This window comes from Aeromonas sp. DNRA1, assembly GCF_963888745.1.
Lineage (GTDB): Bacteria > Pseudomonadota > Gammaproteobacteria > Enterobacterales > Aeromonadaceae > Aeromonas > Aeromonas hydrophila.
In genome coordinates, this window is the sequence record NZ_CAWPKQ010000002.1 from 845,202 (window position 1) to 866,941 (window position 21,740).

At 62.2% G+C, this 21,740-nt stretch carries 17 protein-coding genes; 10 read left to right on the forward strand and 7 right to left on the reverse strand.

Going from position 1 to position 21,740, the window contains the following annotated elements:
- The first annotated feature begins 50 nt into the window (after positions 1–50).
- Both btuC and AACQ43_RS09955 read left to right on the forward strand, forming a co-directional pair.
- Positions 51–1,058, forward strand: coding sequence for a vitamin B12 ABC transporter permease BtuC (gene btuC, locus AACQ43_RS09950; RefSeq protein ID WP_168967129.1), 1,008 nt, complete (start codon positions 51–53; stop codon positions 1,056–1,058).
- Positions 1,045–1,830, forward strand: a complete 786-nt coding sequence (locus tag AACQ43_RS09955) for an ATP-binding cassette domain-containing protein (RefSeq protein ID WP_065476865.1) — start codon at positions 1,045–1,047, stop codon at positions 1,828–1,830. Before btuC ends, AACQ43_RS09955 begins: the two co-directional genes overlap by 14 nt.
- Before the next feature lie 183 nt (positions 1,831–2,013).
- On the opposite strand, the gene AACQ43_RS09960 is transcribed toward AACQ43_RS09955, so the two are convergent.
- Entirely contained in the window at positions 2,014–3,078 is a 1,065-nt protein-coding gene (locus AACQ43_RS09960; protein WP_146061246.1) for a 3-deoxy-7-phosphoheptulonate synthase, read from the reverse strand.
- A gap of 155 nt (positions 3,079–3,233) precedes the next feature.
- On the opposite strand from AACQ43_RS09960, the gene AACQ43_RS09965 reads away from it, so the two are divergent.
- A complete protein-coding gene (locus AACQ43_RS09965) occupies positions 3,234–3,614 on the forward strand; it encodes a diacylglycerol kinase (RefSeq protein ID WP_076361400.1) in 381 nt (126 codons plus the stop codon).
- A gap of 208 nt (positions 3,615–3,822) precedes the next feature.
- Here AACQ43_RS09965 and serA read toward each other — a convergent pair whose 3' ends face one another.
- The 4 genes from serA to AACQ43_RS09985 all read right to left on the reverse strand — a co-directional run bounded on the left by serA (position 3,823) and on the right by AACQ43_RS09985 (position 8,212).
- Positions 3,823–5,055, reverse strand: a complete 1,233-nt coding sequence (gene serA / locus AACQ43_RS09970; RefSeq protein ID WP_024946386.1) for a phosphoglycerate dehydrogenase — start codon at positions 5,053–5,055, stop codon at positions 3,823–3,825.
- A 251-nt stretch (positions 5,056–5,306) separates the two neighbouring features.
- Positions 5,307–5,960 carry a ribose-5-phosphate isomerase RpiA gene (rpiA, locus tag AACQ43_RS09975; protein ID WP_024946388.1) on the reverse strand — a complete coding sequence of 218 codons (654 nt, stop codon included), beginning with the start codon at positions 5,958–5,960 and terminating at the stop codon, positions 5,307–5,309.
- A 185-nt stretch (positions 5,961–6,145) separates the two neighbouring features.
- On the reverse strand, positions 6,146–6,745 hold the full coding sequence (locus AACQ43_RS09980) for a 5-formyltetrahydrofolate cyclo-ligase (protein WP_011706539.1): 600 nt from the start codon (positions 6,743–6,745) through the stop codon (positions 6,146–6,148).
- Positions 6,746–6,877: 132 nt separating this feature from the next.
- Entirely contained in the window at positions 6,878–8,212 is a 1,335-nt protein-coding gene (locus AACQ43_RS09985) for a Na+/H+ antiporter NhaC family protein (RefSeq protein ID WP_168967130.1), read from the reverse strand.
- A 310-nt stretch (positions 8,213–8,522) separates the two neighbouring features.
- Between AACQ43_RS09985 and dapB the strand changes: the two genes are divergently transcribed.
- The 5 genes from dapB to AACQ43_RS10010 all read left to right on the forward strand — a co-directional run bounded on the left by dapB (position 8,523) and on the right by AACQ43_RS10010 (position 17,901).
- On the forward strand, positions 8,523–9,335 hold the full coding sequence (gene dapB / locus AACQ43_RS09990; protein WP_168967131.1) for a 4-hydroxy-tetrahydrodipicolinate reductase: 813 nt from the start codon (positions 8,523–8,525) through the stop codon (positions 9,333–9,335).
- Positions 9,336–10,022: 687 nt separating this feature from the next.
- Positions 10,023–11,159, forward strand: a complete 1,137-nt coding sequence (carA, locus tag AACQ43_RS09995) for a glutamine-hydrolyzing carbamoyl-phosphate synthase small subunit (protein WP_043165479.1) — start codon at positions 10,023–10,025, stop codon at positions 11,157–11,159.
- 16 nt (positions 11,160–11,175) lie between these two features.
- Entirely contained in the window at positions 11,176–14,412 is a 3,237-nt protein-coding gene (gene carB, locus AACQ43_RS10000) for a carbamoyl-phosphate synthase large subunit (RefSeq protein WP_076361403.1), read from the forward strand.
- Between the two features lie 485 nt (positions 14,413–14,897).
- Complete coding sequence (leuA, locus tag AACQ43_RS10005; RefSeq protein ID WP_168967132.1) at positions 14,898–16,556, forward strand: 2-isopropylmalate synthase; 1,659 nt, start codon at positions 14,898–14,900, stop codon at positions 16,554–16,556.
- A gap of 160 nt (positions 16,557–16,716) precedes the next feature.
- Positions 16,717–17,901, forward strand: a complete 1,185-nt coding sequence (locus AACQ43_RS10010) for a DUF1615 domain-containing protein (RefSeq protein WP_168967133.1) — start codon at positions 16,717–16,719, stop codon at positions 17,899–17,901.
- Between the two features lie 36 nt (positions 17,902–17,937).
- On the opposite strand, the gene AACQ43_RS10015 is transcribed toward AACQ43_RS10010, so the two are convergent.
- Together AACQ43_RS10015 and AACQ43_RS10020 are read right to left on the reverse strand one after the other, a co-directional pair.
- On the reverse strand, positions 17,938–18,936 hold the full coding sequence (locus AACQ43_RS10015; RefSeq protein WP_168967134.1) for a DUF1176 domain-containing protein: 999 nt from the start codon (positions 18,934–18,936) through the stop codon (positions 17,938–17,940).
- A 111-nt stretch (positions 18,937–19,047) separates the two neighbouring features.
- Positions 19,048–20,004 (reverse strand): hypothetical protein, encoded by a 957-nt coding sequence (locus AACQ43_RS10020; protein ID WP_168967135.1) that lies wholly within the window; start codon positions 20,002–20,004, stop codon positions 19,048–19,050.
- Between the two features lie 208 nt (positions 20,005–20,212).
- Here AACQ43_RS10020 and AACQ43_RS10025 point away from each other — a divergent pair, with 208 nt between their 5' ends.
- Together AACQ43_RS10025 and AACQ43_RS10030 are read left to right on the forward strand one after the other, a co-directional pair.
- The gene (locus AACQ43_RS10025) at positions 20,213–20,593 is read left to right on the forward strand and encodes a CHASE4 domain-containing protein (RefSeq protein ID WP_339354052.1); all 381 of its coding nucleotides are present in this window, start codon (positions 20,213–20,215) and stop codon (positions 20,591–20,593) included.
- A gap of 400 nt (positions 20,594–20,993) precedes the next feature.
- Positions 20,994–21,644 carry a DedA family protein gene (locus AACQ43_RS10030; RefSeq protein ID WP_168967136.1) on the forward strand — a complete coding sequence of 217 codons (651 nt, stop codon included), beginning with the start codon at positions 20,994–20,996 and terminating at the stop codon, positions 21,642–21,644.
- The last annotated feature ends 96 nt before the right edge of the window (positions 21,645–21,740 follow it).

The window sequence follows — 21,740 nt, forward strand, 5'->3', positions numbered from 1 at the left end:
CTGCTCGACAGGCTCTGGCGCCGGCTCGTTCTCACCTTCGGAGAGCCTCTGTGTATCTCTCTTTGCTCGCCCGCCAGCAGCGCTGGCAGCGGCGCTGGTTGCTCTGCCTGCTGCTGCTGACTCTGGCGCTGTTCCTCTGCTCCCTCGCCTGGGGCGAATTCGTCTTGCTGCCCTGGCAGCCGCTGGGGGATCTCGAGCAGCGCATCCTGCTGGAGCTGCGCCTGCCGCGCGCCCTGCTGGCCTTGCTGGCAGGGGCGGCGCTCGCCTGCGGTGGCGCCGTGCTGCAGGTGATGCTGCACAACCCGGTGGCCGAACCCGGCCTGCTCGGCGTCTCGAGCGGGGCGGGATTGGCCGCCATGGTGGCGATGGCGGTGGCCAAGGCCCTTGGTGTCTATCTGCCGGGCTGGGGGTTGTCGCTGGCGGCCTTCGGCGGCGCCCTGCTGGTGACCATGCTGCTCATTCGGCTGGCGCGCCGGGCCCGGCTTGGCCATGCCCGGCTGCTGCTGTTCGGGGTCGCCATCGGCATCCTCACCAATGCCGCCATGACCTGGCTGATGTACTTTGCCGATGATGGCTCCCTGCGTGAATTCATGTTCTGGATGATGGGGAGCCTCTCTTACGGCAGCCAGCAACTGGCCTGGTGGTGGCTGCTGTTCCCGCTCGCCCTCGGCTGGCTCGGCTGGCAGGGCAAGGCGCTGCAGCAACTGCTGCTGGGAGAGACCCAGGCCCGCCTGATGGGGCTCGATGTGGACAAGATGCGGGTGCGGCTGGTGCTGGCGGTGTGCCTGCTCACCGGGATGGCGGTGGCGCTGTGCGGCGTCATCGGTTTTGTCGGGCTGGTGGTGCCCCATCTGCTGCGCCTGTGTGGCGGCAGCGATCAGCGCTTCCTGCTGCCTGCCTCGGCGCTGGGGGGCGGCGCCCTGCTGCTGGCGGCCGATCTCATCGCCCGCTCCACCCTGCAGGCGGGGGAGCTGCCCATCGGGGTCATCACCGCCTCGGTCGGCGCCCCGCTCTTCATCTATCTGTTGTTGAGGCAAGATGCCCATGCCAGCACCTGATCACCTCGGGGGTCAGCCCCCCTTGCTGGCGGCCCGCGCCCTGGCCGTCGCCAACCGGCTCGCCCCCCTCGACCTTGCCTGGCAGGGGGGCCAGCTTGTGGCTCTGCTCGGCCCCAACGGCAGCGGCAAGTCGACCCTGCTCGGCGCCCTGGCCGGCCTCTTGCCGGGGCAAGGGGAGGTACGCATCGGCGGGGAGTCGCTGGCGGACTTGAGCTGGCCGGCGCTGGCACAGCGGCGCGCCATGCTGCCCCAGCGCCAGCCCCAGCTGTTCCATATTCCGGTGTTCCAGGTGCTGAGCCTGGGGCTCGATGAGGCTCAACCTGCGAGCAGACAGAACGAGGCTATTCAGGCGCTGTGCCAGGCGCTGGAGCTGGAAGCCTTGCTGGCGCGGGACTTCAGCCGGCTGTCGGGCGGGGAGCAGCAGCGGGTGCTGATCGCTCGCACCCTGCTGCAGGTTTGGCCGAGCCTCAACCCGGGCGGGCGTGTATTGCTGCTGGACGAACCGTTGGCGGGGCTGGATCTGCACCATCAACTGGCGCTGCTGCGGCTGCTCAAGCAGCTGGCCGGGCAGGGGTTGCTGGTGGTGCTCGCCATCCACGACATCAACCTGGCCATCGACTGGGCCGATCGCCTGCTCTGTCTGCAACAGGGGCGGGTGGTGCGGGAGGGGGGCGTCGAGCTGGTGGACGAGGCGCTGCTGGCGCAGGTGTTTCAGATAAAGACCGATCGTATCGAGGCGGGCGGCCGGGTCTGGTTTATGCCTAGCCTGTGACGCAGCCCCTCATCCCCGACCCTTCTCCCGCGAGGGGAGAAGGGAGAAGGGAGAAGGGGCGCCCGGGCTGGATAGCGCGAAGCGGCTAACCAGCCCTGAGACTCAACGTTTACCGGGAAAATCAAAGGGCCAGACATCCCAGATGTCTGGCCCTTTGTATCGCTGAGCAGAACGTTTAGTTGTTCAAACCAGCTGTTTGCTCAGACGCACAGCCGCCGCCTCGGCCAGCATGGCCAGCAGGGTTTCGGTGTCGCTCCAGGAGAGGCAGGCATCGGTGATGCTCTGGCCGAAGGTGACGGCGCAGCCGTTCTCCACATCCTGCCGCCCTTCCACCAGGAAGCTCTCGGCCATGATGCCGGCGATGCCGGTGCGGCCGCGGCGCAGTTGATCGCAGATGTCCTGCGCCACCAGCAGCTGGCGACGGTGATCCTTCATGCTGTTGCCGTGGCTGAAATCCACCACCAGCCGCTCCGGCAGGCCCACATCGGCCAGCGCTTCGCAGGCTTCATCGATGCTGGCGGTGTCGTAGTTGGGGCGGTGGCCGCCGCGCAGGATCACGTGGCCATAGGGGTTGCCGGCGGTACGGTAGATGGTCATCTTGCCGTCCTTGTCCGGGGAATAGAAGATGTGGCTGTGACGGGCGGCGCGCACCGCATCGATGGCGATGCGGGTGTTGCCGTCGGTGCCGTTCTTGAAGCCGACCGGGCAGGAGAGGGCGGAGGCCATCTCGCGGTGCACCTGAGATTCGGTGGTGCGCGCGCCGATGGCGCCCCAGGTTATGAGGTCGCTGATGTACTGGCCGGTCACCATGTCAAGGAACTCGGTGGCGGTGGGCATGCCGAGGGCGTTGATGTCCACCAGCAACTTGCGGGCCAGTTTCAGCCCTTCGTTGACGTCGAAACTGCCATCGAGGCGCGGATCATTGATGAGGCCTTTCCAGCCGACGATGGTGCGCGGCTTCTCGAAATAGGTGCGCATCACGATGCACAGGCTTTCTTTATACTGCTCGCGCAGGGCATTGAGGCGCAGGGCGTATTCGTGGGCGGCGGCCGGATCGTGAATGGAGCAGGGACCGACGATGACCAGCAGGCGCTGATCCTCACCGGCCAGGATCGCTTCCACTTCGCGGCGGGCATCCAGCAGATTCTGGGCAACGGTGTCGCTTAACGGGAAGGCGTGCGCCAGTTCGCTGGGAGTGATCAGGGACTCCAGGCGACGGGTGCGCAATTCATCGGTGTGAATGGACATACGACTCGATTCTCGAAATGGGTGGCGTGGGCAGTAGCAATGACTGAGTGCCGAAGAGGCAAAGGGATAAAATAAAGCAAAAAACCCCTGATGGAAACCTCGAGGGGCTCTGATAGGATGTGAGCCCCAAAACGATTCCAAATGAGGTAGATAGCGTGGCAAAGCCAGGGGCAACCGGGGTCACCCGCATCATCAATGCAACCGGTTACAGCATGAAGGGGCTCAAGTCAGCCTGGATCAACGAGGCGGCCTTCCGGCAGGAGCTGATGCTGATCCTGCTGCTGATGCCGCTGGCGTTCTGGATCGGCGATACCCTCGATCAAATCCTGCTGCTCGTCTGCATCAGCTGGCTGGTGGTGATCGTCGAGGTGCTCAACTCCGCGGTCGAGGCGGTGGTGGATCGCATCGGCTCCGAACATCATGAGCTCTCCGGTCGCGCCAAGGATCTGGGCTCCGCCGCCGTGTTTATCGCGCTGGCCCTGAACGCCCTGGTGTGGGGCGCCTTGGTTGGCCGCAACCTGCTGGGTTGGTGGTAAGTCAGGCCGTATTTTCTCTCGCGTCATTGATCTCTCCCTTTGGGAGATGGCTGAGTGAGGGAGCTCTCTTCTCCCCCTCATCCCCCATTCTTATCCCGCGAAGGGATTAGGGGGCAAAGGAGCAACGAGGCGGACGTGCGTTGAGCATCGCAGCATAAAAAAGCCCGTCATCACGACGGGCTTTTTGCTGGGCGGCTCTGCAGGCCAATCAGTGCAGGATACGGGCACGGATGGTACCGCCGATCTCCTTGAGCTTGGCCAGCGCCTTCTCGCTGTGCTCGGTCTCCACGTCGATCACCACGTAGCCGATGTGGCTGCTGGTCTGCAGGTATTGACCGGCGATGTTGATCCCCTCGTCGGCGAAGATCTGGTTGATCTGGTTCATCACGCCGGGCTGGTTGCGGTGAATGTGCAGCAGGCGGCTGGAGCCCTTGTGGCCGGGCAGGGAGACCTCGGGGAAGTTGACGGCGGAGAGGGTGGAGCCGTTGTCGGAGTATTTGACCAGCTTGTTGGCCACTTCCAGCCCGATGTTCTCCTGGGCTTCCTGGGTAGAGCCGCCGATGTGGGGGGTCAGGATCACGTTGTCCAGCCCGCGCAGCGGGGTGAGGAACTCCTCGTCATTGGATTTGGGTTCGCTTGGGAAGACGTCGATGGCGGCGCCGGAGATGTGGCCGCTCTTGATGACGTCTGCCAGGGCATCGATGTCCACCACGGTACCGCGGGAGGCGTTGATGAAGATGGCGCCTGGCTTCATCATGCGCAGCTGTTCGGCACCGATCAGATCCTTGGTGGAGGCGGTCTCCGGCACGTGCAGACTGATGACGTCGGACATGTTGAGCAGCTCGACCATGCTCGGCACCTGGATGGCGTTGCCGAGTGAGAGCTTGTTCTCGATGTCGTAGTAGTAGACCTTCATGCCGATGCTCTCGGCGATGATGCCGAGCTGGGTGCCGATGTGGCCGTAGCCGATGATGCCGAGCTTCTTGCCACGGGCTTCCACCGAGCGGTTGGCCAGCTTTTCCCACACACCACGATGGCACTTGGCGTTCTTCTCCGGGATGCCGCGCAGCAGCAGCAGGATCTCACCCAGCACCAGTTCGGCCACCGAGCGGGTATTGGAGAAGGGGGCGTTGAACACCGGGATACCGCGCAGATGGGCGGCGTCGAGCTCGACCTGATTGGTGCCGATACAGAAGCAGCCGATGGCTACCAGCTTGTTGGCGGCATCCAGCACCTTCTCGGTGATCTGGGTGCGCGAGCGCAGCCCCACGAAATGCACGTCACGAATGCGCTCGATCAGATCTTCTTCGGAGAGAGAGGTCTTCAGATACTCCACACTGGTGTAACCTGCGGCACGAAAGGTTTCCACTGTGTTGGGGTGAACCCCCTCCAGCAGCAGTACCTTGATTTTATCCTTGTCCAGTGAAAACTTGGCGGTCATGACGATCCCTCTATGTTTGCAAAAGTGAGTGCAGATATGGTGTGTGAAGAAAACCGTAAAGTAGCAAAAACGTTTGGGAGAGGGAATATTTGTGACGAAAGTCAAATTCTTTGAAGTTTTCAACGATAGTTGTAAACGAGGGTTTGCAACTCATTGAGCAACCAATAAAAACGGCGCCATGGGGCGCCGTCTTGCATTGCGGGGCGATGGTCGGGGACCACCTCCGTTGAGCTGCCTCTGGGCAGGCAACCTTATTGGGTGACGACCCCATCGGGAGTACCAATCAGCACCACGTCCGCACCGCGGTGGGCGAACAGACCGTTGGTGACGGTGCCAACGATGGCATTGAGCTGCACTTCCAGCCCCTTTGCATCGGTGATGGCCATGCCTTTCACGTCCAGGATGTGGTTGCCGTTGTCGGTGACCACCCCCTCACGCCAGACCGGGTTGCCGCCCAGCTTTCTGATCTCGCGGGCCACGTATTCGCGGGCCATGGGGATCACTTCCACCGGCAGCGGGAAGGTGCCGAGCACGTCGACCGTCTTGGTGTTGTCGATGATGCAGATGAACTTGTCGGCCACGGCAGCGACGATCTTCTCGCGGGTGAGGGCTGCGCCGCCGCCCTTGATCATGTCGCGGGTGCCGTTGATCTCGTCGGCACCGTCCACGTAGACGGAGAGGGCGTCGATCTCGTTGAGGTCATACACTGTGATGCCGAAGCCCTTGAGGCGTTCGGTGGAGGCCACGGAGCTGGATACAGCCCCCTTGATCTCGTCCTTCATGGTCGCCAGTGCATCGATGAAGTGGTTGACGGTAGAGCCGGTGCCTACCCCGACGATGGTGCCGGGAACCACATACTTGAGCGCAGCCCAACCGGCCGCCTTCTTCATTTCATCTTGAGTCATGATCGATCCTTTGGAAAAAAGCGGCCGCATTATATCCAAGCCGCCCCCCCAGAGCGACCACCCAGCTCACGTTCCGGGCCAAAAACTCGCAAGATGTAAATCGTTTGCCTGTTTATTGCGCCATGTCATTGCACCATGGCTGTGGCAGCAGGGAGTGACGAGTGCGGCAGAGGGGGCGGATGGTCCTAGCCGGGAAAGTGCCAGCAGCGGCTGGGAGTGATGATCTGAGGCAGCGGTACGTCCCACTCTTCCTGCGGTACCGCGTCCACCTGCTGGCAGTCGTGGGCGAGCCCCAGCGGCTTGGGGCCGAGCCGATGTTCATGCCAGCAGGCGAGGGTGCGATCGTAGTAGCCACCACCCATGCCGAGCCGGTTGCCCGCTGCATCGAACGCCACCAGCGGGGTGCAAATCAGATCGAGGGTGCTGTGGGGCACCACCTGCTGCATGTCGAGCTCCGGCTCGGCGATGCCGTAACGGTTGCGGGTCATGGGGCTGGTGGCGGTGTAGCGCAAGAAGAGCAGGTGGCCCGGGGTAAAGGGGTGCAGCACCGGCAGGTAGACCTCTTTTTGCTGGGCCCACAGCCAGTGGATGGCGGGCAGGGGGTTGAGCTCGCCATCGTTGGCCAGATAGAGGGCGATGCGTTTGGCCGCCAGGATCTCGGGATGCTGCTTGAACTGGGCAACCAGCTGCTGGGCCGCCTGCTGCTGCTCGGCCTGGGTCAGGCTCTTTCTGCGCTGGCGGATGAGCTGGCGCAGGGATTGTCTTTCAGGCTGGGTATCCGGCATGGGGGCTCCTCTGATGAACGGGCGGGGGGCGACGAGCGGATCGCGCTGACAGGCGATCACCTTAACAAGGCCGCGCCGGGTTGAACAGCGCGGCTCGGCCGCCGGATCCTCGGGGATCCGGCGGCCGCATTATCAGGCGTGGGCGGCTTTGCGCATCTGGTGCTTGACGAACACCGCCACCAGGGCGGCCAGCGCCAGCGCCATGGGGTAGAAGCTCATGCTTACCACCGCCAGCGGCGAGAGGGCGAAGATGGAGCCCAGCAGCAGTGCCTGAGCACCCCAGGGGATAAGCCCCTGCACCACGCAGGAGAAGATATCCAGCATGGAAGCGGCGCGGCGCGGGGTGACCCCGTGATGATCCGCCAGCTCCTTGGCCACTTTGCTGGCGACTATGATGGCCACCGTGTTGTTGGCGGTGCAGAGGTTGGTGAGGCTCACCACTCCGGCGATGCCGAGCTCGGCCGCCTTCTCGTTCTGCTCGCCGTCATGCTGACGAGTGAAGCGGGCGATGAGGGCGCTGATGCGGGCGCTTATCCAGGCCAGTCCCCCCTGGCGCTCCATCAGGGCGCCAAGGCCACCGATCAGCATGGAGAGCAGGAAGATCTCCTGCATGCCGGTGAAGCCCTGATAGATATCCTTACTGAACTGGCCGAGGGGGTAATCCCCCAGCAGACCGACTCCGCCGGCTGCCAGAATGCCGAGCCCCAGCACCATGAAGACGTTCATGCCAAGGAGGGCCAGCACCAGGATCAGCAGGTAGGGCATCACCTTGAGCAGCTCGACATGGGCCTCGGTGGCGGGGGCATCCCCGACCGACCCCAGGGTCAGATAGAGCAGGATCACCCCGATGGCGGCCGGGGCGGCAATCTTGAAGTTCTCGCGAAACTTGTCCTTCATCTCGCAGCCCTGGCTGCGGGTGGCCGCAATGGTGGTGTCGGAGATGATGGAGAGGTTGTCGCCAAACATGGCGCCGGAGAGGATGGTGCCCGCCATCAGCACCGGATCGATGCCGGCGGCCTGGGCCACGCCCAGCGCCACCGGTGCCACGGCGCCGATGGTGCCCATGGAGGTACCCATGGCGGTGGCGATGAAGGCGGAGATGAGGAACAGCCCCGGCAGCAGGAACCAGCCGGGGATGAGGGAGAGGCCGAGCGAGACAGTGGCATCCACCCCGCCGGTGGCCTTGGCCACGGTGGCGAAGGCACCCGCCAGCAGATAGATGAGGCACATCGCCATGATGTTGCTGTCACCGACCCCCTTGAAGAAGGTCTCGAGGTTCTTGTTGAACCCCTCCTTGCCCAGCACCAGCGCCAGCATGACGGCGGGGAGGGCAGCGACGGGGGCGGGCAGTTGATAGAAGGCGAACTCGACCCCCTGCAGGGTCAGCCAGGTGCCGGTACCGATAAAGAGAGCAAGAAAGACCAGCAGAGGCAGCAGGGCTCTGGCGCTGGGTTGAGTCTGGATCATGTGTTCCTCGATGGTTGAACATGACCTCCCTGTCTCAGCCAGCCCGCAGTGGGGTGAGCGTGGCGGGCATCCTGCCGCTATGGGGCGTCTACAGTAGTGAGTCGCGCCCGCCGGGTCAAGATAGCCGTCCAGATGGATGCTGCTTTTTGTCTGGTGATTTTGCTTAATTGATTAAATCCGTCAAATATTCGGATTTAATTAGATATGTCGTTGAATTTTCGGGTGGCTGACGGCGGCCACGGCGGGCTTTTCAAAGCGGGCGCAGGCTGGTAAAACGGTCTCTTTCCTTAATAGAGATGAGAGGGTGGAGATGGACAATCCGATCCGTGTGGCCGTGATGGGCTGTAATGGTCGTATGGGCAAGGTGCTGCTGGAGGCGATCAGCCATGCCGAGGGCGTGGTGGTCGGGGCGGCGCTGGAGCGACCGGGCTCCGCCGTGATCGGGCTGGATGCCGGCGAACTCAACGGGCTGGGTCGGCTCGGCGTCATCATCAGCGACAGCCTGGACAAGGTGCGGGACGAGTTTGATCTCATCATCGATTTCACCCGCCCCGAGGTGACCCTGGCCAACCTGGCCTTCGCCCGGGCCCACCACAAGCAGATGGTGATCGGCACCACCGGCTTTGACGACGTGGGCAAGGCGGCGCTCAAGGCCGCCGCCGGCGAGATCGGCATTGTCTTCGCCTCCAACTACTCGGTCGGCGTCAACCTGGTGTTCAAGCTGCTGGAGCAGGCCGCCAAGGTGATGGGGGATTACACCGACATCGAGATCATCGAGGGGCACCACAGACACAAGGTGGATGCACCGTCCGGCACTGCGCTCTCCATGGGCGAGGTGGTGGCCAAGACGCTCGGACGTGACTTGAAAGAGTGCGCCGTCTACGGCCGCGAGGGGATCACCGGCGAGCGGGATCGCAACACCATCGGCTTTGCCACCATTCGCGCCGGCGATCTGGTGGGGGAGCACACCGTCATGTTCGCCGACATCGGCGAGCGGGTGGAGATCAGCCACAAGGCCTCCAGCCGCCTCACCTTCGCCAACGGTGCGGTGCGCGCCGGCAAGTGGCTCAAGGGGCAGGGTGCCGGCCTCTATGACATGCAGGACGTGCTCGGCCTCAAGTAATCACATCAGCTGACACCAGGGGCCCCGTGGTGCGCACGAAGGGGCTGCCCGGCCCGTTCGTCTGCTAAAACCCCGCTCATGCGGGGTTTTTTATTGGTGATTTTGTATAAATGGCGCTTACGCAGCGATTTTCATGTGAAGTGGCATAAACCCTTCCTCTCTGCTGCTGCGCCGGATCTGCCATTGCACAAATGTCATCGGCTGGTAACGAAATTGGGCCTCAATAGCCCCTATCAGGGCATTTTTTTACATCCATCCAAACAGACTAAAAATTCAAACACAGAAAAACGTTTTCCATTTTCCAAGGCCACTTATCCTCCATAAAAAAGCTGTTTGAAGGCGTTGATATTTTTTATGTGAAACTTCATTTCATTGTTTTTTAAGGATTAAAAGTTGTTTTTTGTATCAATGCAGGCCTCTTGGTCTGGATTGATAGCAACTTTTGCCTTTTCTTTTCAGGGTGGGGGTTGCAAAGCGATTGAGTGCATAGATAATGGGTAATGTTGCTTGTTTATTGAATTTAGATGCATTTCAGATGAGAAAAGACGTTGAAATGCGATCGTTTTTAAGTAGAATGCGCCCAATTTGCCAGAAATCTGCCGGGTTCGAGTCCTGTCCAAGGCCGGAACCGAGCCCGCAACACCCAGGTAAATTGCTGAATTTAAAGCTAAATAACTGGAGGTTGTCTTGAATCACACTGCATTGCTAGTGCTGGAAGATGGAACTGTGTTCAAAGGCGTGTCGATAGGCGCCGAGGGATGTTCCGTTGGTGAAGTGGTTTTCAATACGTCGATGACGGGCTATCAGGAAATCCTCACCGATCCCTCTTATTCCCGTCAGATAGTCACCCTCACTTACCCCCATATAGGCAACACCGGCACCAACAGCGAAGATGAAGAGTCCAGTCAAATCCACGCACAGGGATTGATCATCCGGGACCTTCCGATACTTGCCTCCAATTTCCGCAATCAGCAATCCCTCTCCGAATACCTCAAGTCTCACAACATCGTTGGCATCGCCGACATCGACACCCGCAAACTGACCCGCATCCTGCGCGAGAAAGGCGCCCAGGCTGGTTGCATTCTGGCCGGGAAACAGGTTGATGAAGCCTATGCCCTCGAACAGGCCCGCGCCTTCCCCGGCCTGAAGGGGATGGATCTGGCCAAAGAGGTGACGGTTGGCGAGGCGTACAACTGGACCGAAGGCAGCTGGCAGCTTGGCAAGGGGCACGTCACCCCGGCTGCCGACCAGCTCAAATACCACGTGGTGGCCTACGATTTTGGCGTCAAGCGCAACATCCTGCGCATGCTGGTGGACCGTGGCTGCCGCCTGACCGTGGTGCCAGCCAAGACCCCGGCTGCCGAAGTACTGGCGCTGAACCCCGATGGCATCTTCCTCTCCAACGGCCCTGGTGACCCCGAGCCGTGCGACTACGCCATCGAGGCCATCGAGGCCTTCCTCAAGACCAATATCCCGGTGTTCGGTATCTGCCTCGGCCATCAGCTGCTGGGTCTGGCCTCCGGCGCCAAGACCATCAAGATGAAGTTCGGCCACCACGGTGCCAACCACCCGGTCAAGAGCCTGGACGACAACACAGTGATGATCACCGCCCAGAACCACGGCTTTGCGGTGGACGAGCAGACCCTGCCGGCTTGCCTGCGCGCCACCCATGTCTCCCTGTTCGACGGGTCACTGCAGGGCATCCATCGCACCGACCGGCCGGCCTTCAGCTTCCAGGGTCACCCCGAAGCGAGCCCGGGCCCGCACGACTGTGCCGGTCTGTTCGACCACTTTATTGAATTGATCAAGCAGTATCGCGCTTAAGAGGAAAAGAGAAGCCATGCCAAAACGTAACGACCTACAGAGCATCCTGATCCTCGGCGCCGGCCCCATCGTCATCGGCCAGGCCTGCGAATTCGACTACTCCGGCGCCCAGGCCTGCAAGGCCCTGCGCGAGGAGGGTTACCGCGTCATTCTGGTGAACTCCAACCCGGCCACCATCATGACCGACCCGGAGATGGCGGATGCCACCTACATCGAGCCCATCACCTGGGAAGTAGTGCGCGAAATCATCAAGAAAGAGCGCCCGGACGCCATCCTGCCCACCATGGGTGGCCAGACTGCGCTCAACTGCGCATTGGCGCTGGAGAAGCACGGCGTGCTGGCCGAGTTCGGTGTCGAGATGATCGGCGCCACTGCCGACGCCATCGACAAGGCCGAAGATCGCTCCCGCTTTGACAAGGCGATGCGCAGCATTGGCCTGGAGTGCCCGCGTGCCGGCATCGCCCACAACATGGAAGAGGCGTGGGGCGTGCAGCAGATGGTCGGTTTCCCCTGCATCATCCGTCCCTCCTTCACCATGGGTGGCTCAGGTGGCGGCATCGCCTACAACACCGAAGAGTTCGTCGAGATCTGCGAGCGCGGTCTGGATCTCTCACCGACCAAAGAGCTGCTCATCGACGAGTCGCTGATCGGCTGGAAAGAGTATGAGATGGAGGTCGTGCGGGATCGCAACGACAACTGCATCATCGTCTGCGCCATCGAAAACTTCGACCCCATGGGTATCCACACCGGTGACTCCATCACGGTCGCGCCAGCCCAGACGCTGACCGACAAGGAGTATCAGCTGATGCGCAACGCCTCCATGGCGGTGCTGCGCGAGATCGGCGTCGAGACCGGCGGCTCCAACGTCCAGTTCGGTATCAACCCGAAAGATGGCCGGATGGTCATCATCGAGATGAACCCGCGGGTGTCGCGCTCCTCCGCGCTGGCCTCCAAGGCGACCGGTTTCCCCATCGCCAAGATTGCTGCCAAGCTCGCCATCGGTTACACCCTCGACGAGCTGATGAACGACATCACCGGTGGTCGCACCCCGGCCTCCTTCGAGCCGGCCATCGACTACGTGGTCACCAAGGTGCCGCGTTTCAACTTCGAGAAGTTCGCCGGTGCCAACGACCGTCTGACGACCCAGATGAAATCGGTCGGCGAAGTGATGGCTATCGGTCGCAACTTCCAGGAGTCCCTGCACAAGGCGTTGCGAAGCCTCGAGACCGGCAAGACCGGCTTCGACCCCATGGTTGACCTCAATGCCCCGGACTCCCTGACCCGCATCCGTCACGAGCTGCAGGATGCCGGTAGCGACCGTATCTTCTACATCGCCGATGCGTTCCGCGCCGGCCTCTCCATGGATGGCATCTTCAAGCTGACCAAGATTGACCCCTGGTTCCTGGTACAGATTGAAGACCTGGTGAAGCTGGAAGAAGAGGTGAAAGAGCGCGGCATGGCCGGTCTCGATGCTGACTTCCTGCGAGCCTTGAAGCGCAAAGGCTTTGCCGATGCCCGTCTGGCCAAGATCCTCGGTGTGGCCGAAGGGGAAGTGCGCAAACTGCGTGCCCGCCACAACATCTTCCCGGTCTACAAGCGGGTCGATACCTGCGCCGCCGAGTTCGCCACCAACACCGCCTACATGTACTCCAGCTATGACGAGGAGTGCGAAGCGGCCCCGAGCAACCGCGACAAGATCATGATCATCGGCGGCGGCCCGAACCGTATCGGTCAGGGTATCGAGTTTGACTACTGCTGCGTGCACGCGGCGCTGGCCCTGCGCGAAGACGGTTACGAGACCATCATGGTCAACTGCAACCCGGAGACCGTCTCCACCGATTATGACACTTCCGACCGTCTCTACTTCGAACCGGTCACCCTGGAAGATGTGCTGGAAATCGTGCGCATCGAAAAACCCAAGGGCGTTATCGTCCAGTACGGCGGCCAGACCCCGCTGAAGCTTGCACGGGCGTTGGAAGCCAACGGCGTACCGATTATCGGTACCAGCCCGGATGCCATCGACCGCGCCGAAGACCGCGAGCGCTTCCAGTCTGCCGTCGAGCGCCTTGGCCTCAAGCAGCCGGAAAACGGCACCGTCACCGCGCTGGAGCAGGCCGTGTTGCTGGCCGAGCGGATCACCTATCCGCTGGTGGTGCGCCCCTCCTACGTGCTGGGTGGCCGCGCCATGGAGATCGTCTATGACGAGCAGGATCTGCGTCGCTACTTCGCCGAGGCGGTGAGCGTCTCCAACGAATCGCCGGTACTGCTGGACCGCTTCCTGGACGATGCGACCGAGCTGGACGTGGATGCCATCTGCGACGGCACCGATGTAGTCATCGGCGGCATCATGGAGCACATCGAGCAGGCCGGTATCCACTCCGGTGACTCCGGTTGCTCCCTGCCTCCTTACACCTTGTCCAAGAAGATTCAGGACGAGATCCGCGAGCAGGTGCGCAAGCTGGCGCTGGAGCTCGGCGTTATCGGCCTGATGAACGTGCAGTTCGCGGTCAAGGGCGATGACATCTACCTCATCGAGGTGAACCCGCGTGCCGCCCGTACCGTGCCGTTCGTCTCCAAGGCGACCGGTGCCCCGCTGGCCAAGATTGCCGCTCGTGTAATGGCCGGCCAGTCGCTGCAAGAACAGGGCTTTACCAAAGAGATCATCCCGCCCTACTACTCGGTGAAAGAGGTGGTGCTGCCGTTCGCCAAGTTCCCGGGGGTTGACCCGCTGCTGGGGCCGGAGATGCGCTCTACCGGTGAGGTGATGGGGGTAGGCAGCAGCTTCGCCGAGGCCTATGCCAAGGCGCAGCTGGGGGCCAACCACGCTGTACCGAAAGAGGGGCGCGCCCTCTTGTCGGTGCGTCACAGCGACAAGGCGCAGGTGGTCGATTTGGCTGCCAAGCTGCTGGAGCTGGGCTACGAGCTGGATGCCACCCACGGTACCGCAGTCGCACTGGGTGAAGCGAGCATCAACCCGCGCCTGGTCAACAAGGTGCACGAAGGTCGCCCGCATATTCTGGATCGCATCAAGAATGGCGAGTACACCTACATCGTCAACACCGCCGAAGGGCGGGTGGCGATCCAGGACTCCAAGCAGCTGCGTCGCGCCGCCTTGCAGAACAAGGTGGCGTATACCACCACCATGAATGAGGCGTTTGCCACCTGCATGGCCATCAGCGTGGATGCCACCGCCAACGTCAACTCGGTGCAGGAGCTGCACCAGAAGGTCGAGAACCAGCTGAAAAGCCGCTAAGACCGCGTGATGAAGGAGGGACGCCTCCTTCGTGACCCGATAAAACCCCGCCAGCGATGGCGGGGTTTTTTATTGGCAAAGAGATTGGGTGCCATGGCAACCGGCGTCACCGAGCAACATGCTATGGGTGATATTCACTCTCTATGAGCAGGAAAAAGTGACAATGATTGCGCAATAGATGTATTTGACAGCGTTCTTTGCAATCTCTCGCCCGCGTCGCCTCTCTATACTGGTTTCTCGTCACAGGATTTATCGACCCAGGTCGTCTGCGCCTGCCAACGCAGGGGCGAGCAGATCGGGCCCGCAGCCTTATCGGGTTGTGCGGCCGGCCCCCTCTTACCGGAAGGGGCCACAGGAAACCGGGCGTGGGGCTACTGCCACACGACCGGCCAGGGCCAGCGTTACCACGCCAACCCGCTTCTCCTCCTTGTCCCCGTCAATCAGCCCAGCCGTACCGCCAGGACATCTGCCAAGGGAATCAGAATATGAGCTTCGATCATCGCAAATACCGCCGTGCCCCCGTCATCAATCTGGCGGATCGCCAGTGGCCCAACCGGGTGCTGGAGCGGGCCCCGCTCTGGTGCGCGGTGGATCTGCGCGACGGCAACCAGGCGCTGGTCGAGCCGATGACGGTGGCCCAGAAGCTGCAGATGTGGGCGCTGATGGTGCACATCGGCTTCAAGCACATCGAGGTAGGCTTTCCGGCCGCCTCTCAGCCCGATTTCGACTTCGTGCGCGAGCTTATCGACCGCAATCTCATTCCGGACGACGTCACCATCCAGGTGCTGGTGCAGGCGCGCGAAGATCTGATAGCCCGCACCTTCGAGGCCCTCAAGGGGGCGAAGCGGGCCATCGTCCACGTCTACAACTCGGTCAACCCGACCCAGCGCAACTATGTGTTCAACTCAGGGCGTGAAGGGGTCAAGGCCATCGCCGTGCAGGGGGCGCGCTGGGTACGGGAGTATGCGGCCCGCAATCCGGGCACCGAGTGGAGTTTTCAGTACTCGCCGGAGAGCTTCAGCAGCACCGAGGTGGAGTTCGCCGTCGAGGTGTGTGACGCCGTCATCGACGAGTGGCGCGCCGCTGCCCGCCCGATGATCCTGAACCTCCCCGCCACCGTGGAGGTGAGCACCCCCAACGTGTTTGCGGATCAGGTGGAGTGGTTCTGCCGCCACCTCAAGGCGCGCCCCGAGGTGAGCATCTCCATCCATACCCACAACGATCGGGGCTGCGGGGTGGCCGCCGCCGAGCTGGCGGTGCTGGCGGGGGCGGATCGCATCGAGGGCACCCTGCTCGGCAACGGCGAGCGCACCGGCAACATGGACATCGTCACCATGGCCATGAACCTCTACAGCCAGGGGATCGATCCCGAGCTCAACCTGGCGGACATGGATGCCATCGTTGCGACCGTGGGGGCCTGTACCCAGATTGCCCTGCACCCGCGCCACCCCTATGCCGGCGAGCTGGTCTACACGGCGTTTTCCGGCAGCCACCAGGACGCCATCCGCAAGTCTCTGGCGGCGGAAAAGCCGGATCACTACTGGGACGTGGCTTACCTGCCCATCGACCCTGCCGATCTCGGTCGCAGCTACGAGGCGGTGATCCGCATCAACAGCCAGTCCGGCAAGGGTGGGGTCACCTACCTGCTGGAGCGCGACCTTGGCCTGCAACTGCCGCGCTGGCTGCAAATTGACTTCAGCCGCCGGGTCCAGGCCGAGGCTGAGGCAAGCAGCAGCGAGATAAGTCCGGAGCAGATCCGCACCCTGTTCGAGCGCCACTATCTTGAGCCCGCCCACGGCTATCGCATCGGTCGCTTCCAGCTTGGTCGCGACAGCCAGGAGAGTTTGCGCCTCGAGCTGCAGACTCCGACCGGCTCGCTGCAATTGAGTGGTGAAGGGGAGGGGGCCATCACGGCGCTGGTCAACGGCTGGCAGCGCCAGACAGGGATGCACATCGACGTGCTGGATTACTCCGAGCATGCCTTGAGCGCCGGCACCGAGTCCCGCGCCGCCGCCTACGTGCTGCTGAGCGTGGACGGGACTCGCACCTGCGGGGTGGCCATCGGCCGCGATGTGGTCAGCGCCTCCCTGCAGGCGGTGATCAATGGCGCCGCCCAGATAGAGGCGCTGCGCCAGAGCGCCTGATCCCGGCGCCGTATCGACCCTTGGGGGCCCTCGCCATGCCGGCGGGGGCCCTTGTCATTGATGGCTTCTGCTCCCCGTCCCAATCCTCTACAATGCCCTGCCTGTCTGCGTCCGGATACCCTCGCGGGTGCCGGGACGCCTCATCCACCGGGAAGCATTCATGTCTCATCTCATCGTCTGTCGTCATTATCTGGCCCCGCTGCTGGCCACCTTGCTGCTGGCCGCCTGTGCCAGCGAACCCGTCAGTCAGGGCGATGCCAGCAAGCCTGGCAGCTCCGCCGTCACCGGGCCGGCCATCGCCAAGCCCGCCCCGCTGCCCAAGGCCCAGGTCCCCCGGGCGCCCGCCAGCATGCAGTCACGCATTGTGCGGCTGCTGCCGGCCCGCACTGTGGATCGCAACGGCTGGGCCCAGGATATCGTCACCGCCCTCGCTAAACAGGATCTGGCGGTGACCGACGAGAACGTCTGCTCCGTGCTGGCAGTGGCGGAGCAGGAGTCCACCTTTCAGGCCGACCCCGTGGTGCCGGGCCTTGGCAAGATCGCCTGGAAGGAGATCAACGCCCGCGCCGGCAAGCTGCTGATCCCCGAGTTCGTGGTGCGCACCGCGCTCTCCATCAACTCGCCTACCGGCAAAACTTACGCCGAGCGTATCGACAAGTTGCGCACCGAGCGGGAGATGAGCGAGATCTTCGAGGACATGATAGGGGAGGTGCCCATGGGCAAGACCCTGTTCGGCAACATGAACCCGGTCCGTACCGGCGGCCCCATGCAGGTGAGCATCGCCTTTGCCGAGGCCAACAGCGATGGCTATCCCTATCCGATCAAGGAGTCCATTCGCCACGAGGTGTTCAGTCGCCGAGGTGGCATCTGGTTCGGTACTCGCCACCTGCTCAACTACCCTGCCCAGTACCCGGATCACCTCTACCGCTATGCCGACTTCAATGCCGGCTGGTACGCCAGTCGCAACGCCGCCTTCCAGGCGGCGGTGAGCCGGTTGAGCGGCAAGCCGCTGGCGCTGGATGGGGATCTCATTCGCTACGACTCCGAGCTGCCGGGCAAGACTGAGCTGGCGGTTCATACCATCGCCAGTCAGCTCAACATGAGCACGCAGGCCATCCACCAGAGCCTGAAGCTCGGCGACACCAGCGAGTTTGCCCAAAGCGATCTCTACCACAGGGTCTTCGTGCTGGCCGATCGCAAGGCGGGCAGCCGGCTGCCCCGCGCCGTGCTGCCGGGCATCTCCCTGAAAAGCCCCAAGATCACCCGCAATCTCACCACCGCCTGGTTTGCCAAGCGAGTGCAGTGGCGCCAGCAAACCTGCCTCAAGCGGCTGGGGTCGCTGTAACTGCAATAACAAAGGCGGCCAATAGGCCGCCTTTGTTTACTGTGTTTTGACTACCTTGCTGGTCAGGGTCGGCAGATGCCAGGTTCCCCCCAGTGCAATCATGCGGCAGCTTCCGGTAGTGCTTTGCTCACTCAGCACGAAGGTTTTGCCATCCCACACCCAGCTTTCGAAAGAAAAACAATCTCCTATCCCTCTTCCTTTGTGTGAGGCACTCAGTTCACCCATTCCATAACCGTTTGCATCAGTGCTGATGAGGGTCGCACTGGCGGTATCAAGGTTTGTGTCAATCACAATGAAGGCCGAACCGTCGTTGTAAGCAGCGAGCCAGCAGGGTAGCTGGACCAAGGCTCGTTCTTGGTTCAGGGGATAGAGCATGCCACCCTCTGAATTTTCATCGACCATGGGACAGGTGTCTTTATCGACTTGCCGCTTCAGCCACTTGCCTATGCTCTGTTGCTCCGGCTTGGTGAGTGGGCGGGAGAGGTTGTCTGCGGCTACGGCGCCAGCGTGGATCACGGGAGCCGCCAAGGCAGGAGGAATGGATGTGGTGGGTAATGGGCCCTGTTTGGTCAGGGCAGTATTGGTATTGAGGCGGCCTTGGAACTCATCCATTTTGAGAAAAATGGCATAGGCTCCAGCGCCGGATAGCGGTTCCTGATGCTTGCTCCATTCAAATACCACCTTGCCAGTCCCCTTGAGCGCGCGGACGAGTGCCGCGATTTGGGGCTGGCTGAACGGAGTCCGCTCTTTTACGGTGCCAAGTACTTCACCATTGACGCGCAGTGTGATCAAACCATCAGCGGGGGCTCCCGGTGCCTGTTCATCAACTTCTGCGATGGCAAGCTCTGCATGCAATGTACCTTTGGCGCCAGCCTCTCGGGTGAGCAAAACCGAGAGTCCCCCTGATTCTGCGCTATAACCTGCGGCTCGGCATGTGCGTGTGTTGTCACAGGCCAGTTCCCAGTCCTTGTGTTGAAAAGAGAGTCCTTCAATAGACGAGCCGAGAGCTGATACCAACAGTGTTGTAATGAGCATGGGATGGTTCCAGAAGCATTGGGCCGGTCAGGATAACATTCTGGACGGTTCAAATTGAATCTTGTTGTGGGCTGGTGGAACAGTGCAAAGGGATATAGCCCTTCGAGCCGATTAGAAGCTCATCGCCAGCCCGACGCCGTAGCCGCTGGTGTTGTGGCTGAACATATAGCGGGCCACCAGCCGGGTTCGGGTGACGAAGATATCGTACTTGCTGCTGTCGAGCTCCACCCCAAGGCCAAGGGAGTTGAGGGAGTTGAAGCCAAGCAGGCCGCGCTGCTCGCCCAGGTATTCGGTGCGGGCCCCCTCCATCACGTAGCGCACGGGTTTGCCCAGCAGCGTCAAATCGCCGATGGGGGCGCGCCGGCGCAGATAGAGGCCGAGGTTTTCGGCGTTGGCCTGGCCGGCCACGCTGGCGGCGGTGCCGCCAAAGCTCTGCAGGTGCTGATAGGAGTAACGCAGCTCGGCATCGATGTCCTGGGCGGGGGAAAACAGCTCGTAATCGAGCATCATGGCGCCGCCGAGGCCGTAGACGTCGAGCCTGCCGCCATCGAGAAAATCGAGGTTCTTGCCGGTGTACTGGCCCAGTAGCCAGTTGCCGATGCGCAGATCGCTCGCCACCGTGCCGAGGGTGACGTTGCCGATGGGGCGCAGCACCCAGTTGCCGCCGTGTTTGTCCCGGTGCAGCCCTATGTCCCAGCCAATACCGCCGGTGGCCGTCAGGCTGTTCCACTTGGTGGGAACGGTGCGGCTCTCGCTGCCGTTGCTGACTACGAACTGGGGATCGTAGCGGCTGAATCCCAAGGTTCCTTCCAGATAAATCGGGACGCTCTCGCTCATGGTGGCGCCGCCGCCGACCTGGGTCATGTTGAGCGCCGCCGACTGGTTGGTGCCGCTACCGATGTTGATGTTGCTGGCGGTGATGTCGGGCACCACGGTAAAGGTCATCAGCGACACCACGGCGTTGGCGCGCTGTTGCACCAGTGAGTCGTCGTCAGCCATGGCCTGACAGCTGCACAGCAGACCGAACAGCAGGGCGGGGCGAAGCGGAAGGGTGAGAGGTGTGAACATACCGGGATCCCGTGAAGCCTCTTCCGATGAGGCACGGTTACACTGTAGCGATTTTTTGTTCGCTTGGCCGCCTCAACCATGAGCCGGATGACGCCATTTGTGCCCACTCACTTCCTGGCGCAGCAGGCTGAACGCTCTGGCGAGCTTGTTCGCGCAAGGGACAGACGCAGAGGCAAAATCCATTAAACTCAATGGGTCACCTCGGGCCGTGGTGCAGGCCGAGCTTGGCCCGCTCACCATGCTGGGGCAGGACTGGTCCGAATGGGACGAGACCTACGCCTACACGGTGAGCCGCGATCCCGTCTATCTGGCGGCCAATCTCAACGTGCGCACCTTCGAGACCCTGGGAGTGGATCTGGTGGCACTTTATAATGCCGACAAGCAGCCGCAGGCGGCGTTTGCCTATCATGGCGGCCAGCTGATGACGCAGACCCCAGCCCAGCTGGCGCCTCTGACCGATTATCTGGTGCGCAACGGCAGCCTCAAGCCCAACGCCGGCATCTGGTTTGACGGCGAGCGTTACTACCTGCTGGCCGCCACCCAGATCCTGACTAGCTCGGGCTGGAGGTGCTCTCCGGTGTCATCCTGATGGCCCCCTCAAGCAGGGGGATGAGCTGCTCGGCTTCATCATCGCCGGGCGTGCCAGACTGAGCGAGGTATGGCATCCCGACGAACTCTCCTTCGTGCTGTCGGTGTGCGATCTCTCGGCCCAGACCCTGCTCACCCTCACCAAACTGAAACGCCTCAAGCGCAGTTGACGCCGTTTTGCTGTCTGGGCCCCTCCAGCCGGAGCGGGCCCGATTTTTTTGATGGCCTTGGCCGATTATCTCCCCTATCCATGACCTGTATTAATTTCTTGTTCACTTGGCCGGGTGTATAACGGGCCACCCTCAGGGAGAAAAGGGGGTTGGCGACAGGGAGGGTCTGCCGCACCGGAGGCCGTCAGGCCACCCAGGATGGATGCTCACGAAGTTGATGGGAGTCACCAGATGCAGGACATGCTGCTTGCCATATGGCAACAGGACTTTGACCAATTGATCCAGATGCAGGCGGTGGGCCTGCTCGTCACCTGCCTGGTGGTGATCCTTTTTCTTGAATCGAGTTTCGTGTTTCTGCCTCTGCCCGGCGACAGCCTGGTGCTGCTGGCCGGCGGGCTGGTGGGAATGGGGGTGTTCGGCCCCGAGGTGACGCTGCTCTACATGCCGCTGGCGGCGGGGCTTGGCAGCCTGATCGCCTATGTGCAGGGGCAGGCGCTGCACGGCACCGCCTTCATGGGCCACGTGGAGCGTATGATCCCGGACGGCAGCCTGCCGCGGGCCTCCCGTCTGCTGCACAACTACGGCTTCTGGGCCATGTTCTCCTCCCGTTTCGTGCCCTTCGTGCGGGTGCTGACGCCCATGCTGATGGGGGTCTCGCGGCTGCACCTGCCGCGGGTGATGATCGCCAGTTTTGCCAGCGCCTTCCTCTGGGCCCTGGTGCTGAGCCTGGTAGGCAAGGCCGTGATGGCAGCCCCGGTGTTCGCCCAGTATCACGAGCTGCTGACCAAGTGCCTGCTGGTGACTTCCCTCGGTCTGTTCGTCATCGCCATGGCCGCCATCGCCATCCGGCTGCTCAAACGCCCGACCAACCGCATTCGCTGATCGGCCGGGGCAGGGCCCCGCCATCTGTTGCTCTCACTCTTCATGGCGCTGGCGCCCCTGGCTGGCCGGCGCCCCTTCACTCTGCAAGCAGGTACC